The sequence below is a fragment of the Rhizobium sp. AAP116 genome (assembly GCF_001295785.1).
In the GTDB taxonomy this organism is placed as follows: Bacteria; Pseudomonadota; Alphaproteobacteria; order Rhizobiales; family Rhizobiaceae; genus Allorhizobium.
In genome coordinates, this window is record NZ_LJIB01000013.1 from 1 (window position 1) to 18,320 (window position 18,320).

The following is an 18,320-nucleotide window of genomic DNA, read 5'->3' on the forward strand; positions in this document are numbered from 1 at the left end:
ACGTGGCCGATCGTGCCGATGTTGACGTGCGGCTTGTTGCGCTCAAACTTACTCTTTGCCATTTTCGGCTCTCCATTTTCTGGTCCCCGTCAGGGGAAATTCACAAATTCAATTGGATGGGCGGGGTATCCCGGTCACTTCTGACCGGAATACTTTGCCTGGATTTCAGCAGCAACGTTCGACGGGACCGGTGCGTAGTGATCGAAGGTCATCGAGTACTGTGCGCGGCCCTGCGACATGGAGCGCAGGTTGTCGACGTACTTGAACATGTTGGCGAGCGGGACGTGAGCATTGATCACGATCGCGATGCCGCGCTGTTCCTGGCCCTGGATCTGACCGCGACGCGAGTTCAGGTCACCGATCACGTCACCGACGTAATCCTCAGGCGTTACCACTTCGACCTTCATCATCGGCTCAAGCAGCTGTGCGCCGGCCTTCTTGGCTGCTTCACGGAAGCAGGCACGCGATGCGATTTCGAAGGCGAGAACCGAGGAGTCGACGTCGTGGAAGGCGCCGTCGATGAGGGTCGCCTTGACGCCCAGCATCGGGAAGCCCGCGAGCGGACCAGACGACAGAACGCTTTCGATACCCTTCTGAACGCCCGGGATGTATTCCTTGGGAACAGCACCGCCGACGATCTTCGACTCGAACTTGAAGTCTTCGCCTTCAGGGTTCGGTTCGAAGACGAGCTTGACGCGCGCAAACTGACCGGTACCACCGGACTGCTTCTTGTGCGTGTAATCTTCTTCGTGCGTCTTCGTGATGGTTTCGCGATAGGCAACCTGCGGCGCGCCAACGTTGGCTTCAACCTTGAACTCGCGACGCATGCGGTCGACGAGGATATCGAGGTGAAGTTCGCCCATGCCGGCGATGATGGTCTGGCCGGATTCCTGGTCGGTCTTGACGCGGAAGGACGGGTCTTCGGCAGCGAGGCGATTGAGCGCGAGGCCCATCTTTTCCTGGTCGCCCTTGGACTTCGGCTCGATCGCGATCTGGATGACCGGCTCGGGGAATTCCATGCGCTCGAGGATAACCGGCTTCAGGGGATCGCAGAGCGTGTCACCCGTCGTGGTTTCCTTGAGGCCGGCGAGAGCAACGATGTCGCCTGCAAAGGCTTCTTCGATGTCTTCACGGCTGTTGGAATGCATCTGCAGCATGCGGCCGACGCGCTCGCGCTTGTCCTTGACCGTGTTCAGAACCGACACGCCCTTTTCGAGCTTGCCCGAATAGATGCGTGCGAAGGTGAGCGAACCGACGAAGGGGTCGTTCATGATCTTGAACGCGAGCATGGCGAGCGGCTCGGCGTCGTCAGCATGACGCTCGATCTCGGCTTCCGTCTTGAAGTCGATGCCCTTGATCGCCGGGATATCCAGCGGCGAAGGCAGGTATTCGACGACGGCGTCGAGCAGCGGCTGAACGCCCTTGTTCTTGAAGGCGGTACCGCAGAACATCGGATGGAACTTGACGTCGATGGTGCCGCGGCGAACCAGGGCACGGATCTTGTCGTTGTCCGGCATGATGCCGTTCAGGTAGTCTTCCATCGCCTGTTCGTCGATCTCGACAACCGTCTCGATCAGCTTCTCGCGATATTCTTCGGCCTTGTCCTTCAGGTCGTCCGGGATCTCGACAACGTCCCAGGCAGCGCCGAGGGACTCGTCACGCCAGACGAGAGCGTTCATCTCGATCAGGTCGACAACGCCCTTGAACTCGGACTCAGCGCCGATCGGGAGCTGCATGACAACTGCGGTGGCGCCGAGACGGGTCTTGATCATTTCTACCGAGCGGTAGAAGTCAGCACCGGTCTTGTCCATCTTGTTGCAGAAGATCATCCGCGGGACGTTGTACTTTTCAGCCTGACGCCAGACGGTTTCGGTCTGCGGCTCAACGCCGGCATTGGCGTCGAGAAGGGCTACTGCACCGTCGAGAACGCGCAGCGAACGCTCGACTTCGATGGTGAAGTCAACGTGGCCGGGGGTGTCGATGATGTTGAAGCGGCGCATCTTGCCGTCGCGACCCTTCCAGAAGGTCGTCGTGGCAGCGGAGGTGATCGTGATGCCACGCTCCTGCTCCTGCTCCATCCAGTCCATGGTGGCTGCGCCGTCATGAACTTCGCCGATCTTGTGCGACTTACCGGTGTAGTAAAGGATACGCTCGGTGGTCGTGGTCTTGCCGGCGTCAATGTGCGCCATGATGCCGAAGTTGCGGTAGTCTTCGATTTTATATTCGCGAGCCATAACGGACTGCCTTTCGATATTCGATCGGTTGATTACCAGCGGTAATGCGAGAAGGCGCGGTTTGCATCGGCCATCTTGTGGGTGTCTTCGCGCTTCTTGACGGCGCTACCGCGGTTGTTCGCTGCGTCGAGCAGCTCGCCGGAAAGGCGGTCGACCATAGTGGTCTCGTTGCGCTTGCGGGCAGCAGTGATCAGCCAGCGGATCGCGAGAGCCTGACGGCGCTCCGGACGAACGTCGACCGGGACCTGGTAGGTCGCACCACCAACGCGGCGCGAGCGGACTTCAACATGCGGCGCGACGTTGTCGAGCGCCTGATGGAAGATCGCAATCGGTTCCTGCTTGGACTTGTTCTGAACAACGTCAAAGGCACCGTAGACGATGCTTTCAGCGACCGACTTCTTGCCGTGAAGCATGATGGCGTTCATGAACTTGGTGACGACGAGATCGCCGAACTTCGGGTCCGGATTGATTTCGCGCTTTTCTGCACTGTGGCGACGGGACATACTATTTGTCTCTCAACGGTTAGGGACGCTTCATCACGCGGAGAACCTCGCGCAGCGCCGGTATCTTGTGAATGAAGGACCGAAGCTTACTTCGGACGCTTCGCACCGTACTTCGAACGGCGCTGCTTACGGTTCTTGACGCCCTGGGTGTCGAGAACGCCGCGGATGATGTGGTAACGAACGCCCGGCAAGTCCTTTACGCGGCCGCCACGGATCATGACGACAGAGTGTTCCTGCAGGTTGTGACCTTCACCCGGAATGTAGCCGATGACTTCGAAGCCATTGGTCAGGCGGATCTTGGCAACCTTACGGAGAGCCGAGTTCGGCTTCTTCGGGGTCGTGGTGTAGACGCGGGTGCAAACGCCACGCTTCTGCGGGTTTTCCTGCAGAGCAGGAACCTTATTGCGCTTTACCTGTGCCTGACGCGGCTTGCGGATCAGCTGGTTTACGGTAGGCATATACCCATCCCTTGCAAAATCTAGTCTCAAGCCCTTTCAGGCCCTGGTGGTTTGCCGTTTCCGGCGGCGGCCGCACAGTTTTCTTCATGCGCAAAATGTGGCCCGACCCGTTTTCGCGGATGGACCACAAAAGACAGAGGACGCACTGCAAGAGTGCGTCGTGCGAGCAGCATTTGTGTCGTCAACGTGCGTTTGGAGACCTGTTTGAGATGAACTTCAGGACGAGTCGTCCCGAAAAATGCGATCTCACATGGGCTCCGATGGCCGGGGTACTACTGTTTTCCCCCCTGAACGTCAAGTCACATCTCACAATTAATGGCCTGAGCCCCCTGCCCGGCCGGGAGTCTGGCCGTTTCCGCACGGGAAAACGGAGATGCGAAGACGATTTGGCTTGGCTTGCGCCGCGAAACTTCTAGATAGGTAGAGACAGAGGGTCAACCGCCCTTACCGTCTGGTCGAATCGGCCGAGGCGAAAGAATCGTTCCGCCACAACAGGAAGACCAGGCGCCATGATCACCAGCCCCGACAATGACAACAACCGCGACGAGCCCATGGTGTTCATCGTCATCGCCAAGGCCTATGAGACCGAAGGCGGCCAGCCGATCGATCTGCACGTCATGCTGACCGCCCCCGACGATGACACGGCCGTGCGTCTCACGCTGAACGCGCTCTCGGAAGAAGGCTTCCTGGAAGCCGATCTCGACCAGATCGGCATGATCACGGGTGCGCCCGACGAAGAGCCGCATGCCTCAGCCTATCAGGGCGCGCTCGAAGGCGAAGTCGCGATCATCCGTTTCGCCTGAGATTACACCCACACAGCCGCTGAGCCAGAGGCCGGTCCCATCGACCGGCCTTTTTCGTTGCGTGTTTCAGGACGCATGCTCGTGGCGACGGCAGCCGAAAGCGTGGCTGACGCCCAGCCTCCCGCCAAGAGCCGGAATGAAAAGACCGCCCGGAGATGGCTCCGGGCGGTCTTTCTAGGTTCAGAACGGTCCAGCTTCCGATTACTCGGCGGCAGGCGCGCTTTCGCCAGCGAGGTTCTGCAGCATCGGCGTTGCGACATCTGCGCCGGTGCCCTTCTTGCGTTCCTCGAGGATGAGGTCGTCGCGAGACGTGGCGATGCGGCGGATCTGCGTCATGGTACCACCGGTACCGGCCGGGATCAGACGGCCAACGATGACGTTTTCCTTCAGACCCTGCAACGTGTCGGTCTTGCCGGCGATCGCAGCTTCCGTGAGAACCTTGGTGGTTTCCTGGAAGGATGCGGCCGAGATGAACGACGGCGTCTGCAGCGAGGCCTTGGTGATGCCGAGAAGGACCGGATCGCCGTATGCCGGCTTCTTGCCCTCTTCGACCAGGCGGTCGTTGTTGTCGTCGAGCTCAATGCGGTCGACGTTGTCACCCACGATGTAGTGGCTGTCGCCCGCGTCGGTGATCTCGACCTTCTGCAGCATCTGGCGAACGATCACCTCGATGTGCTTGTCGTTGATCACAACGCCCTGCAGACGGTAGACTTCCTGGATTTCGTTGACCAGGTACGAGGCAAGTGCCTCGACGCCCTTGATCGCCAGAATGTCGTGCGGAGCCGGGTTACCGTCGAGGATGTAGTCACCCTTTTCGATATAGTCGCCTTCCTGAAGGTGGAAGGGCTTGCCCTTCGGGATCAGGTATTCGACAGGCTCGACACCGTCTTCAGCCGGCTCGATGATGACGCGACGCTTGTTCTTGTAGTCGCGGCCGAGGCGGATCGTACCATCGATCTCAGCGATGATGGCATGGTCCTTCGGACGACGGGCTTCGAACAGTTCGGCAACGCGCGGCAGACCACCGGTGATGTCCTTGGTCTTGGCGCTTTCCAACGGCGAACGTGCAAGCACGTCACCCTGAGAAACCTTCTGACCAGGCTCGACCGAAAGGATCGCTTCAACCGACAGCTGGAACCGGGCTTCGCCACCACGGGCAACCTTCAGAACATTGCCGCTGGCATCCTTGATGACGATCGCCGGCTTGAGGTCCGTACCGCGCGGGGTCGAACGCCAGTCGATAACCTGACGCTTGGTGATGCCGGTCGACTCGTCGGTGGCTTCGAGCACCGAGATACCGTCGACGACGTCCTCGAAATGCACGATACCCTCGACTTCCGTCATGATCGGGCGTGTGTACGGATCCCACTCGGCCAGACGCTGGCCGCGCTTCACCTTGTCGCCATCGTCGACGAAGACCTTCGAACCATAGGCCACGCGCTGAGACGAACGCTCAACGCCACGCTCGTCCAGGATCATCACGGCCATGCTGCGACCCATGGCGATCAGGGTGCCATCGGAATTGCGCAGCATGTTGCGGTTCTTGATCTGCACCGTACCTTCGTACGAGGCTTCCAGGAACGACTGGTCGACCACGGTCGCGGTACCGCCCAAGTGGAAGGTACGCATGGTAAGCTGGGTGCCCGGCTCACCGATCGACTGTGCGGCGATAACGCCGACGGCTTCGCCCATGTTGACGGGCGTGCCGCGTGCAAGGTCGCGGCCGTAGCAGATCGAGCAAACGCCGGTCTGAACTTCGCAGGTCAGGGCCGAACGGATGCGGATCGACTGGATACCAGCCTTTTCGATCTCGATGACATCCGGCTCAAGGATCATCTTGCCGGCATCGACGATGCGCTCACCCGTGATCGGATGATCGATATCATCGAGGGCCGTACGACCGAGAACGCGGGCACCGATGGAGGCAACGACCTGACCGGCATCAACGATCGCCGTCATGGTGAGGCCCTTGTCGGTGCCGCAATCCACGAGGTTGACGATGCAGTCCTGGGCCACGTCCACGAGACGACGGGTCAGGTAACCGGAGTTCGCGGTCTTCAGAGCGGTGTCTGCGAGGCCCTTACGGGCACCGTGGGTCGAGTTGAAGTACTCGTTAACGGTCAGGCCTTCCTTGAAGTTCGAGATGATCGGTGTCTCGATGATTTCGCCCGACGGCTTGGCCATGAGGCCACGCATGCCGCCCAGCTGACGCATCTGGTTCGGTGAACCACGAGCACCCGAGTGCGACATCATGTAGATGGCGTTCATCGGCTTCTGGCGGTTGGTTTCCGGATCGAACTCGACAGCCTTAATGCGGGCCATCATGTCTTCGGCGACCTTTTCAGTGGCCTTGCCCCAGGCGTCAACGACCTTGTTGTACTTCTCGCCCTGGGTGATCAGGCCGTCGTTGTACTGCTGCTCGTATTCCTTGACCAGCGTTTCGGTGTCGCCAACGATCTTCGCCTTGGTTTCCGGGATGATCATGTCGTCCTTGCCGAACGAAATGCCAGCCTTGCAGGCGTGGGTGAAGCCGAGCTGCATGATGCGGTCGCAGAAGATGACCGTGTCCTTCTGGCCGCAATGGCGGTAGACCGTGTCGATCATCTTGGAGATGTTCTTCTTGGTCATTTCCTGGTTGCAGGTCTCGAAGGGCACGTTGACGTTCTTCGGCAGAAGTTCGCCGATGATCATGCGGCCAGGCGTGGTCTCATAGATCTTCGATACCGGGTTGCCCTCGGCGTCGACGGTCTTGAAGCGGCCACGGATCTTGGCGTGCAGCGTGACGACCTTGTTCTCAAGAGCGTGGTGCAGTTCGCCCATGTCGGAGAAGGCCATGCCTTCGCCCGGCTCGTTCTGGTTCTGGATCGACAGATAGTACAGGCCGAGAACCATGTCTTGCGACGGAACGATGATCGGCTGACCGTTGGCCGGGTGCAGGATGTTGTTCGTCGACATCATCAGGACGCGGGCTTCGAGCTGAGCTTCGAGCGACAGCGGCACGTGAACGGCCATCTGGTCACCGTCGAAGTCGGCGTTGAAGGCCGTGCAGACGAGCGGGTGCAGCTGGATGGCCTTGCCTTCGACCAGGATCGGTTCGAAGGCCTGGATGCCCAGGCGGTGCAGCGTCGGTGCGCGGTTCAGGAGAACCGGATGCTCGCGGATAACCTCGTCGAGGATATCCCAGACTTCCGGCTTTTCCTTTTCAACCAGCTTCTTGGCCTGCTTGACGGTCGAGGAGTAACCCTTGGCGTCGAGGCGGGCGTAGATGAACGGCTTGAACAGTTCGAGCGCCATCTTCTTCGGCAGGCCGCACTGGTGCAGCTTCAGTTCCGGGCCTGTTACGATGACCGAACGACCGGAATAGTCGACGCGCTTGCCGAGCAGGTTCTGACGGAAGCGGCCCTGCTTGCCCTTGAGCATGTCGGACAGCGACTTCAGCGGACGCTTGTTGGCGCCGGTGATGACGCGGCCACGGCGGCCGTTGTCGAACAGCGCGTCTACAGATTCCTGCAGCATGCGCTTTTCGTTGCGGATGATGATGCCCGGAGCGCGCAGTTCGATCAGGCGCTTCAGACGGTTGTTACGGTTGATGACGCGACGATAGAGATCGTTCAGGTCAGACGTCGCGAAGCGGCCGCCATCGAGCGGGACAAGCGGGCGCAGGTCCGGCGGGATGACCGGAACGACCTTCATGATCATCCATTCCGGACGGTTGCCCGACTCCATGAAGTTCTCGACGATCTTCAGGCGCTTCATCAGCTTCTTCTGCTTGAGATCCGAGGTGGTCTCGGCAAGCTCAGCGCGCAGATCGCCAGCGATCTTCTCGAGGTTCATCGAGGCCAGCATCTCGTAGATGGCTTCAGCGCCGATCATGGCGGTGAACTGGTCTTCGCCGAACTCGTCGACGGCCATCATGTACTCTTCTTCAGAGAGCAGCTGGTTTTCCTTGAGCGAGGTCAGGCCCGGCTCGGTCACAATGTAGTTCTCGAAGTAGAGAACGCGCTCGACATCCTTCAGCGTCATGTCCAACAGCGTGGAGATGCGCGACGGCAGCGACTTCAGGAACCAGATATGGGCGACCGGGGCTGCGAGCTCGATGTGGCCCATGCGCTCGCGGCGAACGCGCGAGAGCGTAACTTCGACGCCGCACTTTTCGCAGATGATGCCCTTGTACTTCATGCGCTTGTACTTGCCGCACAGGCATTCGTAGTCCTTGATCGGTCCAAAGATACGCGCGCAGAAGAGGCCGTCACGCTCGGGCTTGAACGTGCGGTAGTTGATGGTTTCCGGCTTCTTGATCTCGCCGTAGGACCACGACAGGATCTTTTCCGGGCTCGCGATCGAGATCCGGATGGAATCGAAGTGCTGAGCCGGCACTGTCGGGTTGAAAAGGTTCATGACCTCTTGGTTCATGCCTGTCTCCTTGATGGGGCTAAAAAGCCCTCGATTGGGTCGCGGTGGCGGCGAATTCCCGGGATGCCGCACCAGACCCTGAAATGACAATAACCGCGAAATGCGGCGAAACTCCCCTTCCCGTCCCGATATTGGCCTTCGGGGCGATCAGGGAATGGCGTGCGCGGCCGAAGCCTCGCACGCCTTTGTCAAACCGTTATTCGGCGGCGTCCGGCAGCTGACCGTCTTCCGTCAGGAGCTTCGAGTTCTCGAGTTCGACGGAAAGGCCGAGAGAGCGCATTTCCTTGACGAGAACGTTGAAGCTTTCCGGAATACCAGCCTCGAAGGTGTCGTCGCCACGGACGATCGCCTCATAGACCTTGGTACGGCCGGCCACGTCGTCCGACTTCACCGTCAGCATTTCCTGCAGGGTGTATGCCGCACCGTAGGCTTCGAGCGCCCAGACTTCCATTTCCCCGAAGCGCTGACCGCCGAACTGCGCCTTACCACCGAGCGGCTGCTGGGTGACGAGCGAGTACGGGCCGATCGAGCGAGCGTGGATCTTGTCGTCAACCAGGTGGTTCAGCTTGATCATGTACATGTAGCCGACGGTGACCTGACGGTCGAAGGCTTCACCGGTACGACCATCGTACAAGGTCGACTGACCCGACGGGTTGAGACCTGCACGCGTCAGCATCTCGGAGACGTCGCTTTCATGCGCACCGTCGAAGACCGGCGTGGCGATGGATACGCCGCGCTTGGCTTCTTCAGCGAGCTTGACGAGTGCGTCGTCGTCGAAGTGCTTCACTTCGTCATGCGCTTCCGACTCGTAGATCTCCGTCAGTTCCTTGCGCAGATCGGTGATGTCGAGGTGCTTGCGATAGTCCTCAAGCATCTGACCGATCTTCTTGCCCATGCCGGCGCAAGCCCAGGCAAGGTGGGTTTCAAGGATCTGACCGACGTTCATACGCGAGGGAACGCCGAGCGGGTTCAAGACGATGTCGACATGCGTGCCATCTTCGAGGAACGGCATGTCCTCGACCGGTACGATGCGCGAGACAACACCCTTGTTGCCGTGACGGCCGGCCATCTTGTCGCCTGGCTGGATCTTGCGCTTCACAGCGACAAAGACCTTGACCATCTTCATGACGCCCGGGGGCATTTCGTCGCCGCGCTGGACCTTTTCGACCTTGTCCATGAAGCGCTGTTCAAGGCGCGACTTGGATTCGTCGTACTGGCCGCGGAGCGCTTCGAGTTCGCCCTGCACCTTTTCGTCTTCGACTGCAAACATCCACCACTGCGAGCGGGGATATTCGGAGACGACGGCGTTCGTGAGTTCGACGCCCTTCTTGAAGCCCTTCGGACCCGCGATCGAGACCTGACCACGGAGCATGTCGATCAGACGGCCGTAAACGTTACGGTCGAGGATCGCCTGCTCGTCGTCGCGGTCCTTGGCGAGGCGTTCGATTTCCTCGCGCTCGATGGCCATCGCGCGCTCGTCCTTCTCAACGCCGTGGCGATTGAAGACGCGAACTTCGACAACGGTACCAAACGTGCCGGGCGGCATGCGCATGGAGGTGTCGCGAACGTCGGAGGCCTTTTCACCGAAGATGGCGCGCAGAAGCTTTTCTTCCGGCGTCATCGGGCTTTCGCCCTTCGGCGTGATCTTGCCGACCAGGATGTCGCCAGGAGCAACTTCCGCACCGATGTAGACGATACCGGCTTCGTCGAGGTTCTTCAGCGCTTCTTCCGAAACGTTCGGAATGTCGCGCGTGATTTCCTCCGGACCGAGCTTGGTGTCGCGGGCCATGACTTCGAATTCCTCGATGTGGATCGAGGTGAAGACGTCTTCCGAGACAATGCGCTCCGACATGAGGATCGAGTCCTCATAGTTGTAGCCGTTCCAGGGCATGAACGCGACGAGCGCGTTGCGGCCGAGTGCCAGATCGCCGAGGTCGGTCGACGGACCGTCCGCGATGATATCGCCCTTGTTCAGGATGTCACCGACGGTGACCAGCGGACGCTGGTTGACGCAGGTGTTCTGGTTCGAACGCTGGAACTTCTGCAGACGGTAGATATCGACGCCGGACTTGGACGGATCGAGATCTTCCGTGGCGCGGATAACGATACGCGTTGCATCGACCTGGTCGACCACGCCGCCGCGACGGGCACCGATGGCAGCACCGGAGTCACGGGCAACGATCGGCTCCATGCCGGTTCCGACGAACGGGGCTTCGGCACGCAGAAGCGGCACGGCCTGACGCTGCATGTTCGAGCCCATGAGAGCGCGGTTGGCGTCGTCGTTTTCGAGGAACGGAATGAGAGCGGCCGCTACTGACACCAGCTGCTTCGGCGAGACGTCCATCAGGTTGATGGTGTCGCGCGGGGACAGCATAACTTCGCCAGCGTGACGGCAAACGACGAACTCTTCGACGAACTGGCCATCGGCCGTCAGCTCGGAGTTGGCCTGGGCCACGTAGTACTTGGCTTCTTCCATTGCCGAGAGATAGACGACGTCCATCGTCACCTTGCCGTCGATGATCTTGCGGTACGGGCTTTCGATGAAGCCGTACTTGTTGACCCGTGCGAAGGTGGCGAGCGAGTTGATCAGACCGATGTTCGGGCCTTCCGGCGTCTCGATCGGGCAAATACGGCCGTAGTGGGTCGGGTGAACGTCGCGGACTTCGAAGCCAGCACGCTCGCGGGTCAGACCGCCCGGTCCAAGAGCCGAAAGACGACGCTTGTGGGTGATTTCCGAAAGCGGGTTTACCTGGTCCATGAACTGCGACAGCTGCGAAGAGCCGAAGAATTCGCGGACGGCTGCAGCAGCCGGCTTGGCGTTGATCAGGTCCTGCGGCATGACGGTGTCGATTTCGATCGACGACATGCGTTCCTTGATCGCGCGCTCCATGCGGAGCAGGCCAAGACGGTACTGGTTTTCCATCAGTTCGCCAACGGAGCGAACGCGACGGTTGCCGAGGTTGTCGATATCGTCGATCTCGCCCTTGCCGTCGCGCAGTTCGACCAGCATCCGGACTACCGCCAGGATGTCGTCCTTGCGCAGAACGCGGACGGTATCCGGGCAATCGAGGTCGAGACGCATGTTCATCTTGACGCGACCAACGGCCGACAGGTCATAACGCTCGGCGTCGAAGAACAGCGACTGGAACATGGCCTCGGCCGAGTCCATGGTCGGCGGCTCACCCGGACGCATGACGCGGTAGATGTCGAACAGAGCGTCCTGACGGTTCTCGTTCTTGTCGGCTGCAAGCGTGTTGCGGATGTAGGCGCCGACATTGATGTGGTCGATGCCGAGAACCGGGATCTCTTCGAAGCCAGAATCGAGAATCTGCGGGAGCGTCTTCTCGTCGATCTCCGCGCCGGCTTCCATGTAGATTTCACCGGTCGACATGTTGACCAGATCTTCAGCAAGGTAGTTGCCGAACAGGTCTTCGTCAGATGCCTTCAGGAACTTCAGGCCCTTGTCGGTCAACTGACGCAGAAGACGCGGGGTGAGCTTCTTGCCGCCTTCGACGACGACTTCGCCGCTGTCGGCGTCGACGAGGTCGGAAAGCGCCTTCGCACCCTTGAGGGTCTCAGGGTTGAACGGGAAACGCCAGCCCTTGCCATCACGCTCGTAGACGGACTTCGAGTAGAAAGTCGACAGGATTTCTTCGCCGTCCATGCCAAGCGCCATCAGCAGCGAGGTCACGGGGATCTTGCGGCGACGGTCGATACGGGCGTGGACGATGTCCTTGGCATCGAATTCGATGTCGAGCCAGGAACCACGATAGGGGATGACGCGGGCAGCAAAAAGAAGCTTGCCCGAGGAGTGGGACTTGCCCTTGTCATGGTCGAAGAAGACGCCCGGCGAACGGTGCATCTGGGAGACGATGACGCGCTCGGTACCGTTGACGATGAAGGTACCGTTGTTGGTCATCAGGGGCATGTCGCCCATGTAGACGGACTGTTCCTTGATGTCCTTGATCGAGCGTGCGCCCGTATCCTCGTCAATATCGAACACGATCAGGCGAAGCGTGACCTTCAGCGGTGCAGCATAGGTCAGGTCGCGCTGACGGCATTCGTCGACGTCGAACTTCGGCGGCTCGAATTCGTAGGAGACGAACTCCAGCATCGATGCACCGGAGAAATCGGTGATCGGGAATACGGACTTGAAAACGGCATTCAGCCCCTCGTCGGGACGGCCACCCTTGGGCTCGTCAACCATGAGGAACTGGTCATAAGATGCCTTCTGAACCTCAATGAGGTTCGGCATTTCTGCGACTTCTGGAATTTTTCCGAAAAACTTGCGTACGCGCCTGCGACCGTTAAAGGTAAGGGTCTGAGCCATCGTCGCTCCTTGTCAGTTTGCACCCGGGCCTGCAACAGACGGTGACCGCTGGCCAGGCGGCTCCGTCAAAAAATGGATCGCTCAATCTCGTCTCGAGATCCGGACGGCCGGCCGGTTTGCCGGGCGCGCGGGTCAAGACCATCCTCTTGAGAACCCATTACCCAGGAACCGTTTTCATACGGTTCCTGGGTAATATGTTCGGAGGAAACGGGCGGGAGAAGAAACTTCCCCCGCCGCATTCCGATATTACTTGACGTCGACCTTAGCGCCGGCTTCTTCAAGCTTCTTCTTGAGGTCAGCAGCTTCAGCCTTCGAAACGGCTTCCTTGACAGCCTTCGGAGCGCCTTCGACGAGATCCTTGGCTTCCTTGAGGCCCAGGCCGGTGATGGCGCGGACTTCCTTGATGACGTTGATCTTGTTGGCGCCGGCATCCGTCAGGATGACGTCGAATTCGGTCTTTTCTTCTTCAACAACAGCAGCAGCAGCGCCGCCAGCAGCAGCAACGGCTACCGGTGCAGCAGCAGATACGCCCCACTTTTCTTCGAGCAGCTTGGAAAGCTCAGCAGCTTCCAGAACGGTCAGAGAGGAGAGGTCTTCAACGATCTTTGCGAGATCAGCCATGATACTAGTTCCTTAATAGATGTTCGGTTCGAAGCGAACGGGTTAGGGTATGAACAGCGAAAAACCGCCTTACGCGGCTTCGTCCTTCTTTGCATAGGCCGCAAACACGCGAGCAAGCTGAGCTGCCGGTGCTGCCACAACACCTGCGATGCGGGTAGCCGGGGTCTGAATCATGCCGACCAGCTTTGCACGCAGTTCGTCCAGCGAAGGCAGGGTCGCAAGCGACTTGACTGCATCTGCGGACAAGGTGGTTGTTCCCATGGCGCCGCCCAGTACAACGATCTTGTCGTTGGTCTTGGCGAAATCCATGACGACCTTCGGAGCCACAATCGGATCAGCGCTGAATGCAATCAGCGTCTGGCCCTTGAAGAGATCGGTGATCCCTTCGGCTTCCGTGCCCTGAAGAGCGATCTTGGCCAGGCGGTTCTTCGCGACTTTGACGGTGCCGCCAGCAGCGCGCATCTTCGAACGGAAGTCGTTCATCTGCGCAACCGTGACACCAGCATAGTGGGCCACAACAACCGAACCGGAAGCCTTGAAGACTTCGTTCAGTTCTGTGACGAATTCGCGTTTTTCCGCTCTTTCCACTGTCTGTCTCCAGTTGATGGGACCGCAATCCTGCAGGCCCCACCGGGTTTGCCTTTGCCTCAAGGGATCCATGTATCAGATCCCAAGCGACGCTTGAGGATCCTGTCCCCTCCGGTTGGAAAATGTTTCCAGCCAAAAGGCGAATAAGGCTCGAACCGAACTTCAAGACGTCATCAGACGTTTAAATACCGGATCTCACCCGTCTCATGCAGGCATGTATTAAGGCCCTAAGGCCGCCCACAATCTCGGACAGGAGTGCCTGGTTTTGACACCAGGCATTTCCGGCCCCGAAAGGCCGGAAACTTGGTCAGGCCGGAGTTTACACTCCGGCCGAATTGATAATCAGGCCGTAACCGTGGACGGGTCGATCTTGACGCCCGGGCCCATGGTCGAGGAGATGGCTACGCGCTTGACATAGTTGCCCTTGGCGCCAGCCGGCTTTGCCTTGATGACGGCGTCAGCAAAAGCCTTGATGTTTTCTTCGAGCGCCTTGGCGTCGAAGGAAGCCTTGCCGATGCCGGCATGGATGATACCAGCCTTCTCGACGCGGAACTCGACGGCACCGCCCTTGGAAGCCTTGACGGCGCCCGTGACGTCCATTGTCACCGTACCGACCTTCGGGTTCGGCATCATGCCACGCGGGCCGAGAACCTTACCGAGGCGACCGACGAGCGGCATCATGTCCGGGGTCGCGATGCAGCGATCGAAGTCGATCTTGCCGCCCTGAACGATTTCGAGCAGGTCTTCGGCGCCGACGATGTCTGCACCAGCAGCCTTGGCTTCGTCAGCCTTGGCGCCACGTGCGAAAACGGCAACGCGAACGTCACGGCCCGTACCGTTCGGCAGGTTGACCACGCCGCGGACCATCTGGTCTGCGTGGCGCGGGTCGACGCCGAGGTTCATGGCGATTTCGATCGTTTCGTCGAACTTGGCGACGGCACGTTCCTTGACCATCGAGATGGCGTCGGTGAGGGCGACGAGCTTCGTCGGGTCAACACCTTCACGGATCTTCTGAATACGCTTTGCTACCTTGGCCATGATCAACCTACCACTTCCAGGCCCATGGAGCGGGCAGAGCCCTCAACCATCAGCATTGCGCCTTCGATGTCGGCGGCGTTAAGATCCTTCATCTTGCCTTCGGCAATTGCGCGGACCTGCGCCTTGGTGATCGTACCGACCTTCGCACCCTTGCCCGGAGTCTTCGAGCCAGAGGTGATCTTTGCTTCCTTCTTCAGCCAGTAGGTAACCGGCGGCTGCTTCATTGCGAAGGTGAAGGACTTGTCCTGGTAATAGGTGATGACGACCGGGATCGGCATACCCTTTTCCATTTCCTGCGTGGCGGCATTGAACGCCTTGCAGAATTCCATGATGTTAATGCCACGCTGACCAAGTGCCGGGCCGATCGGCGGGGACGGGTTAGCCGATCCTGCCTTGACCTGGAGCTTGAGCTGGCCTGCAACTTTCTTAGCCATTACTCTCTGCCTTTCATTTCAGACCGGTTTCCCGATCCATTATGCCAACTTTAGGTTGGCGGCTGCGGTTGCGTGGTGCGTCTGGACGGTCCGGCTTAAGAGACCGCCATCCTCCCACGCGGGTCGGGGAGTTACCTCCCCTTCTCCGATCAGACCTTTTCGACCTGACCGTATTCGAGTTCGACGGGGGTCGCGCGACCGAAGATCGAGACCTCGACCTTGAGGCGCGAGCGCTCTTCGTCCACGTCCTGGACGATCCCGTTGAAGGAGGCGAAAGGACCGTCGGAGACGCGAACCTGTTCGCCGATTTCGAAGGACACGGAGGACTTCGGACGCTCGACGCCTTCCTGGACCTGGCCCAGGATGCGCTCAGCCTCGAAATCCGGGATCGGAACCGGCTTGTTGTCGGAACCGAGGAAACCCGTGACCTTCGGGGTATTCTTGATCAGGTGGTAGGCTTCGTCGGTCAGGTTTGCCCGCACCATGACGTAGCCCGGGAAGAACTTGCGCTCGCTATCCACCTTGCGGCCGCGACGAACCTCGACGACCTTTTCGGTCGGAACGAGGATCTTTTCGAAGAGATGATCAAGACCCTTCTGCTTGGCCTTGTTCTCGATGTCTTCCGCGACCTTCTTCTCAAAATTAGAATACGCGTGGACGATGTACCAACGTGCCGCCATGTTCGTCTCCGCCCGATTAATTGCCGACGCTCAGCACAAGGCCAAGCAACCAGCTGATCAGCTGGTCCGCGCCGAAGAAAAACAGCGCAGCGAAAAACACCATCGCCAGGACCATGAGCGTCGAAATCGTGGTCTCGCGACGCGAGGGCCACGTCACCTTGGACGTCTCGGAGCGAACCTGCTGCAGAAACGCGAATGGATTACCCTTGGATGCCATTTATTGCCCACGCATTTACGGCGCGTAAAGCCGACCTTCGTCAGCCCCACGCACCGCGTGTCTGTTTGAACCCTACATAGAGACCGATTCCCCTTTTCACAAGAGGAAATCGTCTCCAGCACTCTTTCGGCTTTGCCAGATCCTTATGCTCGTCGCAGCATGATGCGCGCCGTGCGACTTGGCAGGGGCAGCCGGGCTTGAACCGACGACCTGCGGTTTTGGAGACCGCCGCTCTACCAACTGAGCTATACCCCTAAGCCTTACATCGGACCGGAACGTTTCCGTCCGAGGCATGGAGCACCCTTTAAGGCGGGCGCGCCGGATTGGCAAGTGTCTTTTTTCTGCTTTTCACAGAGCGGTCAATGGCATCGCTCACCACTTCCGCTCAAACCGCGCATCGAGCCGCGCGGCAGGTTCGTGCGCAATATCGGAAATCACTGCGCGCAGCTTGATGCCGGGCCGCAGGCGTTTCTCGAAAGCCAGTTCGGCATGAAATGGCGCGGCACTGTCCATCACCACACCGCCGGTCACGATGGTATCTATCCCGCCGAGGAAAAGCCGGAGATTCTGGCGCGCGACAAACACCGCTTCGCCATCATGGCGGCGTCCCGCCTCCAGTGCGCGGTCGTGCGAGAGCGTCGCTGGGCCCTCGTCCACGAGGGCGCGGTGTTGGCGGAGTGCTGCGCGGGCTGCACCGCTCACGAGATCGACCGTGAGGCCGACAGAGGCGGGGTTTGGCGCAGTCTTGCGCAGATCAACCTCACCCCAGAGGCGCATGGGCGGATGAGTCGTGCCCGAATTGGTGGCGGTGGCACGACGCAGGTTCGATTCGGCGCCGAGCCGAGGGCGCCCGGGCATATCGAGGACGACACCGGTGCGGATACCAAGATCGTCGGCAGAGCCCGTGGCATTCCACACAAAGGCGCCTTCCTCGGCCGCAGCCGCCCAAGGCCAGGGGGGCAGCGCAATCAGCAACCAGGTAGCAAGAGGTGAGCGGGCCATCGGCAGTTCGTCCGGTATGTGGGGCGCAGCCAACGGCAGACCTGGGCGAATCAGCATGGTTTCAGAAGTAACCGAGCGGGAATCAGACGCGAAGTAGCAAGCGCGCATGGAAGCCATGCAGAGAAAATGTCAGGAGTTGCCTGACGTTACGGGCCGAGGAGAGGCGCCAGGCGCCCGCTTGCCATGTTCTCGGCTTTGGCTGATACTTGGCCTTGAGCCCTCGCGGAGGACAGCCATGATCCGTATCAGCAATGCCGCCCTGCCCGGTTCCGAGTTCGACGATGCCGACCTGTCGGAAGCCCGCTTCAGCGACGTATCGCTCAAGGAAGCGGTGTTCAGCAATGTGGACCTCGGCCGGAGCCTGATCACCGATGCCAATGCCGAGCAGATGGTGATCCGCAATGTGGCGATGAATGCCGCGGTCATGGAAAATGTTGTGATGCATGCGGCAAGCCTCACCCATGTCGACCTGAACGGCAGCACCATCCGATTCGCCAGCCTCGCTGGCACGTCGATTGCCGAATGCGATCTGACGGGACTAACAATCAACGGCTACCTGGTGACGGATCTCCTGCGGCTTGCCGAAGATCAGTTGCTGCAGCGGGCTTGAGGCCGACACATCACTCCAGACCAGCTACGTCATAGCCACGTGCGCGATAGCGATCTCGGATTTTCGCGAACATCGGATAGATGGCTGCGCCCCTCCGGAACCAGGTGACGTCAATCCCAAGCCGCCAGCACCCCGCCAGCCGCTTCTGGTGGCGGTAGGCGCGGACCTCTTCGCGCTGCAGATCCGTCACAAACGTGATGCTGCCCAAACAAAAAAGGCCCCGCTGTTTCCAGCGAGGCCCTTTGATCTTGTCGATCAGATCAGCGATTACTCGATGATCGAAGCGACGATGCCGGCGCCGACGGTACGGCCGCCTTCGCGGATCGCGAAGCGCAGCTTTTCTTCCATCGCGATCGGAACGATCAGCTCGACTTCAACCGTGACGTTGT

The 18,320-nt window shown here is 59.7% G+C and carries 14 protein-coding genes, 1 tRNA gene and 2 pseudogenes; 2 read left to right on the top strand and 15 right to left on the bottom strand.

The window, feature by feature from the left end; all coding sequences use genetic code 11:
- The 4 genes and pseudogenes from IP85_RS22400 to rpsL all read right to left on the bottom strand — a co-directional run.
- Window positions 1–62, bottom strand: a pseudogene (locus tag IP85_RS22400) (elongation factor Tu); the annotation flags it as partial.
- A 72-nt stretch (window positions 63–134) separates the two neighbouring features.
- The gene (gene fusA, locus IP85_RS10250; RefSeq protein WP_054149590.1) at window positions 135–2,234 is read right to left on the bottom strand and encodes an elongation factor G; all 2,100 of its coding nucleotides are present in this window, start codon (window positions 2,232–2,234) and stop codon (window positions 135–137) included.
- Window positions 2,235–2,266: 32 nt separating this feature from the next.
- On the bottom strand, window positions 2,267–2,737 hold the full coding sequence (gene rpsG / locus IP85_RS10255) for a 30S ribosomal protein S7 (RefSeq protein ID WP_006728778.1): 471 nt from the start codon (window positions 2,735–2,737) through the stop codon (window positions 2,267–2,269).
- Window positions 2,738–2,823: 86 nt separating this feature from the next.
- Window positions 2,824–3,195 carry a 30S ribosomal protein S12 gene (gene rpsL, locus IP85_RS10260; RefSeq protein WP_003507760.1) on the bottom strand — a complete coding sequence of 124 codons (372 nt, stop codon included), beginning with the start codon at window positions 3,193–3,195 and terminating at the stop codon, window positions 2,824–2,826.
- Between the two features lie 509 nt (window positions 3,196–3,704).
- On the opposite strand from rpsL, the gene IP85_RS10265 reads away from it, so the two are divergent.
- Window positions 3,705–3,998, top strand: a complete 294-nt coding sequence (locus tag IP85_RS10265) for a hypothetical protein (RefSeq protein ID WP_054149591.1) — start codon at window positions 3,705–3,707, stop codon at window positions 3,996–3,998.
- Between the two features lie 201 nt (window positions 3,999–4,199).
- On the opposite strand, the gene rpoC is transcribed toward IP85_RS10265, so the two are convergent.
- From rpoC to IP85_RS10315, 10 genes are all read right to left on the bottom strand, one after another.
- On the bottom strand, window positions 4,200–8,411 hold the full coding sequence (gene rpoC, locus IP85_RS10270; RefSeq protein WP_054149592.1) for a DNA-directed RNA polymerase subunit beta': 4,212 nt from the start codon (window positions 8,409–8,411) through the stop codon (window positions 4,200–4,202).
- Window positions 8,412–8,607: 196 nt separating this feature from the next.
- Complete coding sequence (gene rpoB, locus IP85_RS10275; RefSeq protein ID WP_054149593.1) at window positions 8,608–12,741, bottom strand: DNA-directed RNA polymerase subunit beta; 4,134 nt, start codon at window positions 12,739–12,741, stop codon at window positions 8,608–8,610.
- A 246-nt stretch (window positions 12,742–12,987) separates the two neighbouring features.
- Window positions 12,988–13,362 carry a 50S ribosomal protein L7/L12 gene (rplL, locus tag IP85_RS10280; protein ID WP_054149594.1) on the bottom strand — a complete coding sequence of 125 codons (375 nt, stop codon included), beginning with the start codon at window positions 13,360–13,362 and terminating at the stop codon, window positions 12,988–12,990.
- Between the two features lie 69 nt (window positions 13,363–13,431).
- Complete coding sequence (gene rplJ / locus IP85_RS10285) at window positions 13,432–13,950, bottom strand: 50S ribosomal protein L10 (RefSeq protein ID WP_054149595.1); 519 nt, start codon at window positions 13,948–13,950, stop codon at window positions 13,432–13,434.
- Between the two features lie 342 nt (window positions 13,951–14,292).
- Window positions 14,293–14,988 carry a 50S ribosomal protein L1 gene (rplA, locus tag IP85_RS10290; RefSeq protein WP_054149596.1) on the bottom strand — a complete coding sequence of 232 codons (696 nt, stop codon included), beginning with the start codon at window positions 14,986–14,988 and terminating at the stop codon, window positions 14,293–14,295.
- A gap of 2 nt (window positions 14,989–14,990) precedes the next feature.
- Window positions 14,991–15,422 (bottom strand): 50S ribosomal protein L11, encoded by a 432-nt coding sequence (rplK, locus tag IP85_RS10295; protein ID WP_006728786.1) that lies wholly within the window; start codon window positions 15,420–15,422, stop codon window positions 14,991–14,993.
- Window positions 15,423–15,571: 149 nt separating this feature from the next.
- Entirely contained in the window at window positions 15,572–16,102 is a 531-nt protein-coding gene (gene nusG / locus IP85_RS10300) for a transcription termination/antitermination protein NusG (protein ID WP_054149597.1), read from the bottom strand.
- Window positions 16,103–16,118: 16 nt separating this feature from the next.
- Window positions 16,119–16,319: a preprotein translocase subunit SecE gene (gene secE, locus IP85_RS10305; RefSeq protein ID WP_054149598.1), complete on the bottom strand. Its 201-nt coding sequence runs from the start codon at window positions 16,317–16,319 to the stop codon at window positions 16,119–16,121.
- A 179-nt stretch (window positions 16,320–16,498) separates the two neighbouring features.
- Window positions 16,499–16,574, bottom strand: a tRNA-Trp gene (locus IP85_RS10310).
- Window positions 16,575–16,691: 117 nt separating this feature from the next.
- Window positions 16,692–17,321, bottom strand: coding sequence for a hypothetical protein (locus IP85_RS10315; RefSeq protein WP_156322827.1), 630 nt, complete (start codon window positions 17,319–17,321; stop codon window positions 16,692–16,694).
- A 235-nt stretch (window positions 17,322–17,556) separates the two neighbouring features.
- On the opposite strand from IP85_RS10315, the gene IP85_RS10320 reads away from it, so the two are divergent.
- Window positions 17,557–17,931 (top strand): pentapeptide repeat-containing protein, encoded by a 375-nt coding sequence (locus IP85_RS10320; RefSeq protein ID WP_054149600.1) that lies wholly within the window; start codon window positions 17,557–17,559, stop codon window positions 17,929–17,931.
- 267 nt (window positions 17,932–18,198) lie between these two features.
- On the opposite strand, the pseudogene tuf reads toward IP85_RS10320, so the two are convergent.
- A pseudogene (gene tuf / locus IP85_RS21945) lies at window positions 18,199–18,320 on the bottom strand (elongation factor Tu); the annotation flags it as partial.

Bases quoted from the DNA above. Each gene is read 5' to 3' on its own strand.
- rpsG (WP_006728778.1), bottom strand. From the start codon at position 2,737: ATGTCCCGTCGCCACAGTGCAGAAAAGCGCGAAATCAATCCGGACCCG.
- IP85_RS10315 (WP_156322827.1), bottom strand. From the start codon at position 17,321: ATGGCCCGCTCACCTCTTGCTACCTGGTTGCTGATTGCGCTGCCCCCC.
- rplK (WP_006728786.1), bottom strand. From the start codon at position 15,422: ATGGCTAAGAAAGTTGCAGGCCAGCTCAAGCTCCAGGTCAAGGCAGGA.
- IP85_RS10265 (WP_054149591.1), top strand. From the start codon at position 3,705: ATGATCACCAGCCCCGACAATGACAACAACCGCGACGAGCCCATGGTG.
- fusA (WP_054149590.1), bottom strand. From the start codon at position 2,234: ATGGCTCGCGAATATAAAATCGAAGACTACCGCAACTTCGGCATCATG.
- rplA (WP_054149596.1), bottom strand. From the start codon at position 14,988: ATGGCCAAGGTAGCAAAGCGTATTCAGAAGATCCGTGAAGGTGTTGAC.
- rplL (WP_054149594.1), bottom strand. From the start codon at position 13,362: ATGGCTGATCTCGCAAAGATCGTTGAAGACCTCTCCTCTCTGACCGTT.
- nusG (WP_054149597.1), bottom strand. From the start codon at position 16,102: ATGGCGGCACGTTGGTACATCGTCCACGCGTATTCTAATTTTGAGAAG.
- rpsL (WP_003507760.1), bottom strand. From the start codon at position 3,195: ATGCCTACCGTAAACCAGCTGATCCGCAAGCCGCGTCAGGCACAGGTA.
- IP85_RS10320 (WP_054149600.1), top strand. From the start codon at position 17,557: ATGATCCGTATCAGCAATGCCGCCCTGCCCGGTTCCGAGTTCGACGAT.
- rpoB (WP_054149593.1), bottom strand. From the start codon at position 12,741: ATGGCTCAGACCCTTACCTTTAACGGTCGCAGGCGCGTACGCAAGTTT.
- secE (WP_054149598.1), bottom strand. From the start codon at position 16,319: ATGGCATCCAAGGGTAATCCATTCGCGTTTCTGCAGCAGGTTCGCTCC.
- rpoC (WP_054149592.1), bottom strand. From the start codon at position 8,411: ATGAACCAAGAGGTCATGAACCTTTTCAACCCGACAGTGCCGGCTCAG.